At 57.8% G+C, this 14,635-nt stretch carries 10 protein-coding genes; 4 read left to right on the top strand and 6 right to left on the bottom strand.

Features of this window, described 5'->3' with window-relative positions; translation table 11 throughout:
- Positions 1-3 precede the first annotated feature (3 nt).
- The 3 genes from RHM65_RS03620 to RHM65_RS03610 form a co-directional block, all read right to left on the bottom strand.
- Positions 4-1,338, bottom strand: a complete 1,335-nt coding sequence (locus RHM65_RS03620) for a TldD/PmbA family protein (RefSeq protein ID WP_322167299.1) — start codon at positions 1,336-1,338, stop codon at positions 4-6.
- The gene (locus tag RHM65_RS03615) at positions 1,338-2,780 is read right to left on the bottom strand and encodes a TldD/PmbA family protein (protein ID WP_322167300.1); all 1,443 of its coding nucleotides are present in this window, start codon (positions 2,778-2,780) and stop codon (positions 1,338-1,340) included. Before RHM65_RS03615 ends, RHM65_RS03620 begins: the two co-directional genes overlap by 1 nt.
- Before the next feature lie 220 nt (positions 2,781-3,000).
- The gene (locus tag RHM65_RS03610; protein ID WP_322167301.1) at positions 3,001-3,696 is read right to left on the bottom strand and encodes an RraA family protein; all 696 of its coding nucleotides are present in this window, start codon (positions 3,694-3,696) and stop codon (positions 3,001-3,003) included.
- A gap of 310 nt (positions 3,697-4,006) precedes the next feature.
- Here RHM65_RS03610 and RHM65_RS03605 point away from each other — a divergent pair, with 310 nt between their 5' ends.
- Genes RHM65_RS03605 through RHM65_RS03590 form a run of 4 tightly spaced genes read left to right on the top strand, consistent with a single transcriptional unit; the run spans position 4,007 to position 10,181 of the window.
- Positions 4,007-4,828, top strand: a complete 822-nt coding sequence (locus RHM65_RS03605; RefSeq protein WP_322167303.1) for a hypothetical protein — start codon at positions 4,007-4,009, stop codon at positions 4,826-4,828.
- A complete protein-coding gene (locus RHM65_RS03600) occupies positions 4,825-8,154 on the top strand; it encodes a LysM peptidoglycan-binding domain-containing protein (protein ID WP_322167304.1) in 3,330 nt (1,109 codons plus the stop codon). The genes RHM65_RS03605 and RHM65_RS03600 overlap by 4 nt, the downstream gene beginning before the upstream one ends.
- On the top strand, positions 8,139-9,131 hold the full coding sequence (locus RHM65_RS03595; protein ID WP_322167305.1) for a sel1 repeat family protein: 993 nt from the start codon (positions 8,139-8,141) through the stop codon (positions 9,129-9,131). Before RHM65_RS03600 ends, RHM65_RS03595 begins: the two co-directional genes overlap by 16 nt.
- Before the next feature lie 57 nt (positions 9,132-9,188).
- Positions 9,189-10,181, top strand: coding sequence for a sel1 repeat family protein (locus RHM65_RS03590; protein ID WP_322167306.1), 993 nt, complete (start codon positions 9,189-9,191; stop codon positions 10,179-10,181).
- A 560-nt stretch (positions 10,182-10,741) separates the two neighbouring features.
- On the opposite strand, the gene betA is transcribed toward RHM65_RS03590, so the two are convergent.
- The 3 genes from betA to betI form a co-directional block, all read right to left on the bottom strand.
- The gene (betA, locus tag RHM65_RS03585) at positions 10,742-12,436 is read right to left on the bottom strand and encodes a choline dehydrogenase (protein WP_322167307.1); all 1,695 of its coding nucleotides are present in this window, start codon (positions 12,434-12,436) and stop codon (positions 10,742-10,744) included.
- 62 nt (positions 12,437-12,498) lie between these two features.
- Positions 12,499-13,971, bottom strand: a complete 1,473-nt coding sequence (gene betB, locus RHM65_RS03580) for a betaine-aldehyde dehydrogenase (protein ID WP_322167308.1) — start codon at positions 13,969-13,971, stop codon at positions 12,499-12,501.
- Positions 13,972-14,034: 63 nt separating this feature from the next.
- On the bottom strand, positions 14,035-14,628 hold the full coding sequence (gene betI, locus RHM65_RS03575) for a transcriptional regulator BetI (protein WP_322167309.1): 594 nt from the start codon (positions 14,626-14,628) through the stop codon (positions 14,035-14,037).
- Between the last annotated feature and the right edge of the window lie 7 nt (positions 14,629-14,635).

Below are 14,635 nucleotides of genomic sequence, written 5' to 3'. Positions count from 1 at the left end.
TCCTTAGAGCGTGAGGGTCAAGCGACTGATCAACGCGCCTGGCAGCAGGCTTGAAGCGGTTTGACGTTGACTATAGGTGCTGGCGGACAGAATCAGTTCCCTTTCGCGGGTCAATTGTTCGAGTGCGCTGCCTAGCAGGCTGTAGGCGCTGTCGTCGAAACGCATGGTATTGACCGGCGCCTGTATTTCGCCGTTTTCGACCCAGAACGTGGCAAAACGGGTCATGCCGGTCAAGCGTGCGGCGGATTGATCCGAGAAGTTCAAGTACCACAGGTTGCTGATGTACAGCCCGGTGCCCAGTTGCTTGAGAATGTCTTTCAGCGCCAGGGTTCCGCCAGCCATGCTGAGGGCGCTGGGTGATTCGCCGCCGCCCGCACCGTTAGCGGTCAGGCCATATTCCGCCGCGCTGCGCGAACCGACCAGTTGTTCGTGGGCGCGGCCGCCGCTGATTAGCGACAAGTCACTGCGCGGATAGCCTTCGCCGGAGAACGCAGGCGACAACGAGCCGGTGACCTGTTCATCCAGGCTCACCAATGGGCTGAGCTGTGCGTCGCCGTTGTACAGCCGCTGTAGCGGGCTGGTTTTACTGGCGATGGCGTCGGCGGAAAAGCCGCCCCAGCAGAGCATGCCCATCACTTCTTCAAGTGCGGCGGGGGCCAGGTACGCGCGGTATTGACCGGGCGCCAAGGCGTGCAAGGGGCGACCGAGAAACTCGAGTTGTTCCCGGGCTTGCTGAAAGCGCTGAGCGAACGCCTGGTCGTCCCAGTGATCCCCGGCATAGCTCGCTTTGACTGCCTGACCGTTGGCGTGAAACAGGCTCCAGTCGAAGTTGAAACTGTTCGCCTGATGCCAACCCAGCGCGCCCCAGGAACTGGCGAAACCCCGGTACAACGGGCCTGCGGCATAAAATCCCACCAGGTCCAGGCCTTCGGCCAATTCGCTGATTTGCGCCAGCACTCGTGCGCTGTCCGGCAGTGGCTGATGCTGAGCGTTGCTGATCTGCCAATCGTCAGTGTTGGGCAGCAAGTACGGGTCTTGCGGCAGCAGCACCAGGGTTTCCCGTAACTGTTGCAAGGCCGCCGCCAAGCGATTTTGATCCACCTCGGCGTCCCCTGACAGCGTCAAGCGCAAGTCGGCATGACGGCCATCGTTGATCAGTTTGACGTTCAAAGCCGCCTGTTGCACATGTCCGGCCTGACGCACCTTGGCATGGTTGAAACGAATGAATTCCGATGCTTCGGCGTTGTAGCCCAAGGTGAACGCTTCGGGGGCGGCAATCGCGCCACGCAGCCAATCCACCAGCGCGGCAAATTGTTGTTGCTGAGTCAGGTGTTCCATCAAGCGTCCCCTCCGAATACATCAACCTGCGAGAACACGCAGGCGGGTGAGGCGTGACCGACGCGCACTACTTGATTGGGTTCACCTTTGCCGCAATTGGGCGTGCCCAGGACCTTGAAGGTGCTGGCATCGCCCACGGCTGCGAGGTTGCGCCAGAAATGTGCGGAGATCGCCCGGTAGTTAGGGTTCTTCACCACGCCTTTGAGTTCGCCGTTCTCGATCAATTGGCCCCACTCGCAACCGAACTGGAACTTGTTACGTGCGTCATCGATGGACCATGAGCGATTGGTCGACATCATGATGCCGTGCTCAATGTTGCCGATCAGTTGGTCGAGGGGCGTGTCGCCGGGCTCGATGTTCAAGTTGGCCATGCGGTCGATGGGCGGGCGGTTCCAGCTGCATGCGCGACTGTTAGCGACGCCTTCCATGCCGGATCGAAATTGCGACAGCGCGCCACCCAAGGGCCGGACCAACACGCCGTCGCGGATCAGGAATTGTTTGCTGGCGGGGGTGCCGTCATCGTCGTGACTGTAACTCGCCAGCTGTTCGGGTATGTCTGGGTCGAAGGTCACATTGAGCAGCTCGGAACCGTATTGCAGACTGCCAAAGTCACTGGTTTTTACGAAGCTGGTGCCAGCGTAATTGCGCTCATCACCGAGAATCCGGTCCAGCTCCAGGGGGTGACCAATGGATTCGTGGATTTGCAGGATCATCTGGTCAGGTGTCAACAGCAAGTCCCGCGGCCCGGACGGGGTGTTTGGCGCCATGATCAGTTGCAATGCCTGATCGGCGACCTGCGCAGCGGCACCGATCAATCCGCAATTGCTGATGACCTCCGCGCCGCCTTGTTGGCCGAAATTATCGCGGCCCAGGCTTCGGGTTTGGCTGGCGCTGCCGTCATACGCCGTGACGCTCATACCCGGATAAACATAGCGCTGCGCCTGACGAATCTCGGCACCGGCGGTGTTCAAGTAGATTTGCTCGACGTTTTCCAGCCCAAGACTGGCTTGCCAACTTACCAGGCGTTTATCGCTGGGCACCGCTGACGATTCAGTTGAAAGGAGTTGGTAGCAATCGCCCAGCGATGGAAAAACATCGGCCAGGTGCGGCGACAGGTAATCGGCGCGACTGGTGGACACTGGCTGATCGCGCAGGTCGAGCAGGGCATAAGGCGCCAAACGCCGGGCGTGTTGCTCGGCCTGTTCAAGCGCTGCTTGCAGCCCGCGTTGCGAGAGATCGTTGGTCGCAGCATAGGCTTCGACGCCATTGACCCGCACGGTCAGCATCGCGCCTTCATCAGTACTCAGGTACGGCGGCTCGGCGACGTTCTTGCGCACGGATAAGTGCTGGCTGGTTTGTCGGACGTAACGCAGGGAGAAAAATTCGGCAGGGCTGCGCAGCGCGCTAAACCGCTGCTTGAGCTGAGCGGAGAAATCGAACATTGCACAATGGCTCCGTCAAATGGGCTGATGCCGTCGCGGATGAATTGGTTTCACAGGGGCTTACGCGGATCTGTGGGAGCGAATTCATTCGCGAAGGCCGCGACGCGGAGTATCAGATACACCGCGTTGACCGCTTCCCGAATAAATTCGGTCCTACAGTGTCCCCCGCAATTGCGCGAATCTACTGTGGGAATGAGTTCATTCGCGAAGGCCTGATCGCTTAAACCGGGCAACCCTTGCTGCGCAGGATCGCGTCAAAACGATCCGGGTCCAGCGTGCCTGATTCGATGGCCGCCAAGGTCGCTTGTTCCCGCGCCAGCAAATCTTTGCAGCGCTCCAGCAACTCAGGCAACTCGGCACGGGCGGCAGCAACCACACCATCGCCGTCACCAATCATCAAATCACCGGGCATGACCAGCATGCCTGCGCAGGAAATAGGTACGTTGATTTCGCCGCCGCCGTCGGTGCTCGGACCCCGATGCACGCCGCCGATGGCATAGGCCGGAAGCTCGCCGGTTTGCCATTCGTCCAGGTCACGCAGGGCGCCGTTGATGACCACGCCGACGATCCCTGCCTTGAGCGCCATGGCGCGCATGATGCCGCCGAACACTGCACGGGTCAGGTCGGCACTGCCGTCGATGACCAATACGTCGCCAGGACGAGCCATTTGCATGGCTTTGAGGATCATCAAGTTGTCGCCGGGACGAACACGAACAGTCAAGGCGCTGCCCAGCATCGGCGCATTGCCGTGGAACGCTTTGAGTCCCAGGCCGCCTACGTTGCGGCCCAAGCAGTCACTGACGGCGGCGGCGGGAATTTTGCTAAAAGCTTGAAGCCACATCGGATCGAGGGGTTCAGCGTTTGGATTAATCAAATAGCCGGTGGGCCATGTGCTCGAAGACACTACATCAAACATGGAGAAAGCCTCGTGGCCAGTCATTGCCGGCTTGTCGATTAGAGCGGGGGGTGATCGTTTGCGTGGCGATAGATTAGGCCTGCGCACCCGTCGGGATCAAGCTTGACTCGTTTGTTGCGCGCCAACCGGGCCTGCGAAATCCTAGCGAGCAGCCCCTACGCTGTGGGTGAGCTGTCTTTTCTTTATCTTTGTAAGACTAATCCTCAAGCCTTACAGGAAACGTCTCTTTCGTGTCCCCCCGCATTGAAGTGGCGCTTTATTCACGGCATGTTTCGCCCTTTCTGACACTTCATAAGGACGAACCGTTTTTATGCCTGACGCGATCCCCCGGTTTCTTAACCGCCCCACCCTGAACAGTCCTCGCCTGGAACATGGGCAGAAGATAGCGTTCCTTATCGAAGCCGCCCACGCGCCTGCTGCATGGACGGTACTGATGCAAAAAGGTGCGCAGTTCAAGGTTGACCTCCTCTGGTCCGGCACGCCGTTTCAGGCGCAGATGGCCCAAGGGCCTTCCTGGTTTGTGGTCAATGCGCAGTGCGTCGATGGGCTGGCGCAGGTGTGTCATCAACGCCCGGCTGGCATGGCCCTGACTTGCACCGACCCGTTGCAGGCATTGGCGCATGCCCGAACATTGCTGAGCATGACCCCGCCGAAAGTATTGGCCATTCACGACCCGGTTATCTGGACCGCGCTGGCCATGGAAAACGTTGGGCAACATGCCTGCCTGTTTGGTCCGTGGCAGGAGGTCTACACCCCGGTCCCTGGCGTTGATCCCACCGCCCATCAGTGGCATGTCTGGAAAGCCGAAACGCCGGCCACCGGGCCTTGCCAATACCCCCTCGCTTTCCCTGACACCCTGTACTCGACCTACACCGATATCCGCTGGTTGCACTGGCTGCGGCAGCACCCGCAGCACTTTGCTCAGGTGCCAGACCCCGAGCTGCCTCGCGTTGTCAGCAACCTCGATTTTTTCGTGAAGCACGGCATTGGTGCCGACCGTGATCTGTTGCGGCTGTCTGCGCTGGTCACCCACGGCGATCTGCGTGAGCGCGAAGACCTGCTCCCCATCCTCACCTCGCACGAACGACCACACCATCGGGTCGAGCAATTGCTTCAGGAGTTACAGCCATGACCACGCCTCTTTATACCGTCCAGCAAGGGGACACCCTCAGCGGCCTCGCGCAGCGATTTGGCAGCAGCGTTAACGAATTACGGCGCCTCAACCCCTTTATCAACAACCCGAACTACCTCCGCACGGGGTGGACGCTGAACGTGCCGGACGCCACCGACGTGCCCGTGGCGCCTGTGGCGGACAGCCCACCGCCCGCAGCAGATACCAACGCCCCGGGGGTGTTGCACCTGGACCCCATTGCCGCGGCGCCTGAACAGTGCAGCATCAATTTCTGTGGCGAGCAGGCGTGTAAAAGCCCCGGGCACTACGCGGATATTATTTATGAGGTTGGCCAGGAGCGCTTCTGGCTGCTGCGCGAACACACGTTAAATACGCTGGTCGAAGCCGCCGATGACCTGAAAAAGAAACTGCTGACCAGTGATCCGGATTCGCGGGTTAGTGCGTTGAATAGCGCGGACTTGCTGGAACCTTTTCTGGAGCCCAAAACCAGTAGCTTTCTGGATGCGCAGGACAGCCAGCGGTATTTGCAGATCGACCATGAGTTGGAGCAGATAGGGCAAGACCTCGGGCGTTTCGGGGTCCGCGAAGAAGGCTTGCAGGACGTCAAGCACGTACCGAATCTCACGGTTGAGCAGCTCAAGCACGTCAACCAACAGCAACAGGCCGCCTTGCCGTTACGCCGCGAGCGGGCCGTACTCGACGCCCGTGGCCATAAAATCGCCCTCGAACGCGGCTACAGTTTTGAAGGCGGTCATCTGTACAGCGCCGAAGCGACGAGGGCTCGCGATATTATTCAACGCTACCTCAAGCAGCGCCAGATCTTCGTCGATCAGGGCAAAGCGCTTTTTAGTCCCGCAGAACTGGAGAAGTATCAACAGGAATACACGGAAATCATTGCTGAGTTGCAGTACGCATATGCCCACCGCACCGAGCCGCGACGGGACGTTGAGCTGTGGCTTCTTCAGTCCAGAGGCCAATTCCACTATTCCGAATTGGTCAAAACCCTTCTCCAGGCCGCCGCTTACGGCCTGGCCTTGCCCGAATACGCCCTGCAAGGCGACCACGGGAATATTGAGCAAGGGTTCGAAGCGTACGAGAAATACCACGCGTTGCTCAGGCAAAAAGCAGCCCTGAATGAACACGTGGAAAAATCCTTCGACAATTGGGTCGACGTCGCCAAACAACAGCCTCCGAGCAGCCTGTTCACCACCGAAGCCGTGCAGTGGCAGGCGCTTGACGCCCAGGAACAGGCGCTGAAGAAACAGGCCCAAGCATTCGTCAAACACTCCAGCCCCCAACGCCACCTGCTCTGGAACCCCGAGAGCTTCACACCACAACCGCAACAACGGCTGGTGCGCACAAACTTCCCGCTGCGAGAAATCAGCGTCCCCACCGAGCGCACGCGCCTGCGCCACTTGAGCCTCACCGACGTATTCAAACACCTCAATCAACGCACCCGGGACCTGCTCAAGGAAGACCTGAAAAAAACACTGGCCCAAGCCAAAGATCCTAACTTAAAGCTGGCGGCGGGCACTGCCTCTGCCGACCCGGACCTGTTCACCTCGTGGCTGAGAATGAACGACGCTCGGCCCCTTGACATCCAGGACGGCTGGTTCGACCGCAACGGCTTCTTTCAGCCTGAAACGTTCAAGCGTTACATCAACACCGAAAAAATCTACATCGAAAACCTGCGCGACGACGCCACCTTCGACGCGTGGGGTAAAGACCTGCGGCAAATGCTTTTCAAACAAAGCACCCTCGGCCCCCTGCGCCTGTACGACAACAGCCCGCAAGCGCGCTTGATCCGGTGCTTGACCCAGGGCCAGAGCGACGTGCAACTTGCCAGCCAAGTACTGGCCCCCAGCGTCAGCATGAAAAAAGGCCTGGGCGCGTCGGCCAACGTGACGCTGGACGTCAACCTGGCGCAGGGCGAAATCGAGGTGGCGTCGTTTGAGCTGCCAAGCCGGGCCGAGGCGAAACCGTTAACGCTGAGTTACACAAACGAGAACGACGACCAGGGCCAGAAAGTCGCGAACGGCACTGTCTCGATCGGGGCGTTTTGCCTGAGCGGCAGCCTCAAAGCCTGGGGCTTCGCCGGCGCTTCAATGATGCTCAGCGCCAACCTGCGCGTGGGCCCGAACAAACAGGAAAACGACGAACTCGGCCTCGACACCGGGCGTGATGCGGAACGCCGTCTCAGCCGCGCAGAATCCGGCCTGAGGCCCCACATCCGCCACGACGAGGTGCTTGGTGGACAGTTCAACCTGTTCGCCGGCGCGCAAGCCGGGATTAAAATCAACGGCTCACTGCTTTGGACCCCGCCCGACGACTTGCTGACCCTGCGTCACCCGGTCTTCAAAAAGCACGTAGACAACGACGGTTGGCTGGAACTCGCCACACTCGGCATTGACGCCTCCGCCGCCTTGGGTGTCGGCACCAATGCCGGGCTAACCCTGTCCCTGCAAAACGGCTACGTGATCCTGCGCATGAACGCCACCATCATCGCCGGCCCCGGCGTGCAGGGCGCCTTCAACTTCATCGTGGGCTACAAGGCAATTATCCAGATCCTGGACATCTTCAATAAGGCACTGGTTGAAAATAACTATAAAAAAATGGTCTGGGTACAACCGGAAGCTTTCGCTTACTTCAGCAAACTGCAACTGCTCAGCGCGCTGGGCGTGGACATACAGTGGGTGTTCTTGAGGGGGTATAACATTGTTAATCGGATGTATGACGCGATAAAGGCCGGGGGGCGGGCGGGGCCGATGGCTCATGAGATCTTTGATAAACGAGATAATCAGGAATTAAGAGGGTGGTATTCAAGCTTGACGCCGGAAGGATTGGGGTCGTTGCTGGATACGCTACTTCAAACGCCAAGAGCATTTGAAGTAGAAATACAGGGAGGCATGGGTGATACAAGTACGGTGACGTATACGGCGCGGCAATGCCATTTATTGCAGCAGCAAGCAATCGAAATCATTTTAACGTCCATCTATGAGAACGCCACGGCAAACGCACACAACAAGCTCGGCTATGAAAGCCTGGCCTCGGCGCAGGAGCGGTTTGGCAAAGCAGTATTGAGGTTTTCCTCTTTTAACAAACCTGCTCATCCCGATCTGGTGTATTGCCAGAATGCATACCGGATGAGTGATTTTATGTCGGTAAATGCTGGAAACTTGCCCGAAAGTAATCGAATGCAAGCAAAGTACCTTTCCGCAAGAAAGGTACTAGGCGAAACTATGGATACTGCATTTTGTTTTGCAACAACGACACAATTCTGGAAGCCAGAGGCAGGAGCGGAGTTGGCACCATGGCCAAAGTATTGATTGTTGCAGTGAAAATTACTGGGTTATTACTTCTATTAAGTAATTGTGCTTGGGCTCAGTTAACAACAGAGCAAGAAGACGCGCGCAGCCAGGGTCTATTTTTCTTAAATATGATCAGTAGTGAAAAGGCGAGCCCTTTCCTTGAAATATCAGCCGGAGCTGGGGACACGGAATCGCAGTATTATTTAGCTGAAATTCTTAGGCGGAACAACAAATTCATAACGCCGAAGGCACAAGCGCTGTACGAAGCTGCCGCCGAAAAAGGCGATATCTACTCGATGATGCGAATGGCCAATAAAAAAGACGACCTTTGCCACATTATGGAGAACTGCCCACCGGATATAAAAACACCTCAGCAATGGTCGGAAACCGCTCGCGCACTGGCCAAAGAGCGAGCCGCTCAGGGGGATGGTGAAGCCATGCAGCAGCTTTTCTTGATGACCACTCATCTTGATTGGTTAATCAAAGCAGCGGAGGCTGGTTTCCCTGAAGCGCAGGAGTTTCTCGGTTCTTTATACAAAGAAGGTGTAGGCACTTTTCTAATCCCCGGCAACCGAGAAAAAGAAATCGAGAAATGGTACAAGGCCTCGGCAGAAGGCGGCTATCCACCCGGCATGAACAGTTACGCTGATTTGCTGCATAAGCGCGGAGACCGTCAAGGGTATGGTTACTGGATCGAGCGGTCGGCTAAAGCCGGCCACTTTGGTGCAATGTCCGGCTACGCTGCGTGGACCGCGCACATGCCCGACGAAGTCGGCTACCCGCTTGATCTGGTAAAAGCCTATGGCCTGACACTGCTCATGGCAGAAGCTGACCCCGGAAGAGGGCCGTCATCGCCAGGCTACGGAGGGGAGGTACTGCCAGAGGTCGCTGCCAAAATGACTCCCGAACAAATCGAAGCCGGCAAAGCCTACGCCAAAGAATGGGCAAAAACCCATCCGCCGCTGTCGAGATTTCCACCTAAGTTCGGGTTTTAATAGTCGCTGGACGCTTCATTTAAAAATGAAGCGTCCATTACTATGGAGGGCAACTGCATGCATAAAATGTTTGTTTATTTAATAAAGTCGATCTTTACGCTGTTCATTGTCTGCAACAGTGCATGGGCTGAATTAACGCCAGAGCAAGAGGAGGCACGGGTTAAGGGTGTCTTTCTTTACAATATGGATGATGGCTATACATCGAAGCCTTTTCTTGAAATAGCAGCCGGGGCTGGCGATGGAGAGTCGCAATATTATTTGGCAGAACTTATACGGATCCGAAAAAAATATATCACCGCCGAGGCACAAGCGCTGTACGAAGCTGCCGCCGAAAAAGGCGATATCTACTCGATGATGCGATTGGCCAGTAAAAAAGATGACCTTTGTCACATTATGGAGAATTGTCCGCCCGATATAAAAACACCTCAACAGTGGTCGGAAGCCGCTCGGGCACTGGCTACAGAGCGTGCTAGTCAAGGTGATGCCGAGGCGGTATATCAGCTTTTTTTACTCACCGGTAAATTCGACTGGCTAACGCAAGCAGCAGAGTTGGGTTTCCCAAGAGCTCAATACAGGCTCGGGGGTATATACAAAGATGGGTTTGGCACTTTCCTGATCCCCGGCAACCGGGAAAAAGAAATCGAGAAATGGTACAAGGCCTCGGCAGAAGGCGGCTATCCACCTGGCATGAACAGTTACGCTGATTTGCTGCATAAGCGCGGAGACCGTCAAGGGTATGGTTACTGGATCGAGCGGTCGGCTAAAGCCGGACACTTTGGTGCAATGTCCGGCTACGCTGCGTGGACCGCGCACATGCCCGACGAAGTCGGCTACCCGCTTGACCTGGTAAAAGCCTATGGTCTGACGCTGCTCATGGCAGAAGCTGACCCCGGAAGAGGGCCGTCATCGCCAGGCTACGGAGGGGAGGTACTGCCAGAGGTCGCTGCCAAAATGACTCCCGAACAAATCGAAGCCGGCAAAGCCTACGCCAAAGAATGGGCAAAAACCCATCCGCCGCTGTCGAGATTTCCACCTAAGTTCGGGTTTTAAGGCCGGCTGACGGATCGCTTCCGTGCGCGAAGGCTTGACGCGGTGTGCGTGGCTCGCCGCATCAAGCCTGTCGCCAACACAATGGCTCTTATAAAACTACTTTTAATCCTTTAAAAACAATGGGTTGGTGCTTGGTTTGGCGTGTATATCCGGCCTTTGTGGTTGCTGAGCTTATGGTTTCGTTTTTACAGCGAGGCACCTTTTTCAAACGTCGGGGCGCCGAACCGCAAAAAGGTCCCCCAAAACGCTTGCCCCACCATGCAGGCCCTCGCTCAGGCTCGGTCTTCCCTCGCTCTTTCCGCAATTCGATATTCAATTCACAGACGATCTATAGGCGGGCGGCCATCTGTAGGAGCCAACTTGTTGGCGAAGGTCCTTCGGACCTGATCGCAGCCTTCGGCAGCTCCTGCAAAAATCTGTGCAGCGCCAAAACTGTGGGACCGAATTCATTCGGGAAGGCTTCAGTCCTGACACCCTGCAACCTCAAACCACACAAAGTGCCACACAGTTTGCTGCGCGACAGCGCGGCGTCGAAGACGTGGCGGACCCTCCTACAGAGGTTAGCGGCTCACTTCCCGCAGCGGTTTGCCACGGGCGGGCGCATTGCCGGCCACGTAGTAATCCGCTGTGCTGCGCGGCAAGGGTGTACGACCGCGGATGTTATCGGCGATTTTCTCGGCGATCATGATCGTCGGTGCATTGAGGTTGCCAGTCGTGATCAGCGGCATGATCGAGGCATCGACCACGCGTAATCCTTGCAGCCCATGCACACGGCCTTCGCCATCGACCACGGCCATGTCATCGCTGCCCATTTTGCACGAGCACGACGGATGGAACGCGGTTTCGGCGTGTTCGCGCACGAACTGATCAAGCTGTTCGTCAGTCTGCACCTCAAGCCCCGGACTGATTTCGCGACCCCGGTACGGGTCCAGTGCCGGTTGCTGCATGATTTCCCGGGTCAAGCGGATGCCGTCACGAAATTCCTGCCAGTCCTGTTCGGTGGCCATGTAATTGAACAGGATGCTCGGGTACTCGCGCGGGTCTTTGGATTTCACCTGAACCCGGCCACGGCTGGGCGAACGCATCGAGCCGACGTGCGCCTGGAAACCGTGCTCTTTCACCCCATTGCTGCCGTTGTAGTTAATCGCCACTGGCAGGAAGTGGTATTGAATGTTCGGCCACTCGAATTCACTGCTCGAACGAATGAAGCCGCCCGCTTCGAATTGGTTGCTGGCGCCGATGCCCTTGCCGAGGAACATCCATTTCGCACCGATGGTCGGCTGGTTCCACCACAGCAGCGAGGGGTACAGCGAGACCGGTTGAGTGCAGGCGTATTGCAGGTACATTTCCAAGTGGTCTTGAAGGTTCTGGCCCACACCGGGCAGGTCATGAACCACCGGAATATCCAGTTTTCGCAGCATTTCGGCCGAGCCGACGCCGGAGCGTTGCAGGATTTGCGGCGAAGCAATCGCGCCGCCACACAGCAACACTTCTTTGCGCGCGGTGGCTTCGATGCGCGTATCGCTGTCGCCCACCAGGTAAGCCACGCCCACCGCGCGTTTACCGTCGAACAGGATTCGGTCGGTCAAGGCGTGGGTGACGATTGTCAATGTCGAGCGTTGCTTGGCTTGATCGAGGTAACCGCGAGCGGTGCTGGCACGCCGGCCCTCGGGGGTCACGGTGCGGTCCATCGGGCCGAAGCCTTCTTGCTGATAACCGTTGAGGTCGTCAGTGCGCGGGTAACCGGCTTGTACGCCGGCTTCAATCATGGCTTTGAATAACGGATTGTTGCCGGCTTTCGGCGTGGTCACGCTGATTGGGCCATCGCCGCCGTGGAAGTCATTTGGGCCGACGTCGCGGGTTTCGGCTTTTCGGAAATACGGCAGGCAATCGAGGTAGCTCCAGCTTTCGAGGCCCGGGGTTTTCGCCCAGCCGTCGTAGTCCATCGCGTTGCCACGGATGTAGCACATGCCATTGATCAGCGACGAGCCGCCGAGACCTTTGCCACGGCCACATTCCATGCGCCGGTTATCCATGTGCGGTTCTGGATCGGTTTCGTAGGCCCAGTTGTAGCGACGCCCTTGCAGCGGGAAGGCCAGTGCAGCTGGCATTTGCGTACGGAAATCCAAGCGGTAATCCGGGCCGCCGGCTTCAAGCAGCAACACGGTGACGCCGTGATCTTCAGTCAGGCGCGTCGCCAGGGTATTACCGGCAGAACCTGCGCCGATGATGATGTAGTCGAATTCTTGGGACATTAAATGCACCCTCAATGAATGGGTGGGGTTGCGGGCCGCTTCTACAGGATCTATTTGAGCTATCAGAACACCGAAACGTATTCGCCCAGCTCTACCTGCACCGACTTGATCCGGGTGTACTGGGCCAACGAGCTGATTCCGTTTTCACGGCCGACGCCCGATTGCTTGTATCCCCCGACCGGCATTTCTGCCGCTGACTCGCCCCAGGCGTTGATCCAGCAGATGCCGGCTTCTAGCTGGTGAATCACGCGGTGGGCGCGGTTCAGGTCTTTGGTGACGACGCCAGCGGCTAAACCGAACTCGGTGTCGTTGGCGCGGCGGATAACTTCTTCTTCGGTGTCGTAGCTGAGGATGCTCATGACCGGCCCGAAGATTTCTTCGCGAACGATGGTCATGTCGTCAGTGCAATCGGTAAATACGGTGGCTGAGACGAATGCGCCTTTGGCGAATTCACCGTCAGTCAAACGTTCGCCGCCGCACAGCAAACGGGCGCCTTCTTCTTTGCCTTTGGCGATGTAGCCCAGCACACTTTCCATGTGGGCAAAACTCACCAGCGGGCCGAAGTTGGTGTTTTCGTCCTGGGGGCTACCGACTCGGATGCGCTTGACGCGCTCGAGAATTTTGGCCTCGAAAGCGGCCTTCAACGTGCTCGGTACGAACACTCGGGTGCCGTTGGTGCAGACTTGGCCGGAGCTGTAGAAGTTGGCCATCATTGCTGTGTCGGCGGCGCGGTCGAGGTCGGCGTCGTCGAAAATGATCAGTGGGGACTTGCCGCCCAACTCCATGGTCACGTCTTTGAGCGAAGAACTCGACGCGCTGGCCATGACTTTCTTGCCGGTGTCGGTGCCGCCAGTGAACGAAATTTTTTCGATGCGCGGGTGCTCGGTCAACCAGGTGCCAACTTCACGGCCGCTGCCGGTCAGCACGTTGAACACGCCATCTGGAACGCCGGCTGCGGTGTAGATTTCGGCCAGTTTCAGGGTAGTCAGTGACGTGACTTCGCTGGGTTTGAAGATCATCGCGTTGCCCGCCGCCAGCGCCGGTGCGGATTTCCACAGGGCGATCTGGATTGGGTAGTTCCAGGCACCGATCCCAGCCACTACGCCCAACGGCTCGCGGCGGGTGTAGACGAACGAGGTGCTGCGCAGTGGGATTTGCTCGCCTTCGATGGCGGGCACCAGGCCAGCGTAATATTCCAGCACGTCCGCGCCGGTCACGATGTCGACGTAGCGGGTTTCGGAAATCGCTTTGCCAGTGTCGAGGGTCTCCAGGTCGGCCAGCTCATCGTTGCGCTCACGCAAGATGTCCACGGCGCGACGCAAGATGCGCGAACGCTGCATGGCGGTCATGGCGGCCCAGATTTTCTGACCTTTTTCGGCACTGACCACAGCGCGTTCGACGTCATCTTTGCCCGCGCGCTGCACCGAAGCCAACACTTCGCCGTTCGCCGGGTTGATGGCGTCGAAGGTAGCGTCGCTACTGGAATCGACGTAACCGCCGTCGATGTAGAGTTTTTGCAGTTCGAATCGGGCCATGGTGTCCTCGCAAGTGCAGTGTGTGTGGGATTCAGGGCAAATCTGCTGGTGCGCTTGAATGCGCTAGCTCGCCTGTTTCGCCAGTTGGAAGTCCATATATTCGTAAGCGATCTGTTGCGCTTGCTCGGTGTCGAATGCATCGCCCGACAGCGCACCGCGCAACCACAAACCGTCAATCAATGCCGCTAGGCCGCGAGCAGCGCTGCGGGCTTCACTTAACGACAGCACTCGGCGGAATTGGCAGCACAGGTTTGAGTACAGGCGGTGATCGTTGATCCGCTGAAGCCTGTGCAATGAGGGCTGGTGCATGCTGGTGGCCCAAAAGGCCAGCCAGGTTTTCATCGCCGGGCCGTTGACCTGGCTGGCGTCGAAGTTACCTTCGATGATGACTTGAAGATGAGCCCGTGGGCTGTCGTCGCCTAGCGCTAGGCGGCGGTCGTGAACGCTCTGGCTCAGGGCATTCATCAAATGGCGCATGGTCGCTGCGATCAGGCCGTTCTTGTCCTGAAAGTAGTGACTGATGATTCCGTTGGACACCCCCGCCAAGCGGGCAATCAGCGCAATGCTGGCGTCTCCCATCCCAACCTGATCGACCGCCTCTAACGTGGCGTGAATCAGCTGTTGACGGCGGATAGGTTGCATACCGACCTTGGGCATATCAAGG

The organism is Pseudomonas sp. CCI4.2, assembly GCF_034350045.1.
In the GTDB taxonomy this organism is placed as follows: domain Bacteria; phylum Pseudomonadota; class Gammaproteobacteria; order Pseudomonadales; family Pseudomonadaceae; genus Aquipseudomonas.
This window is presented reverse-complemented; position numbering and strand designations above follow the sequence as displayed.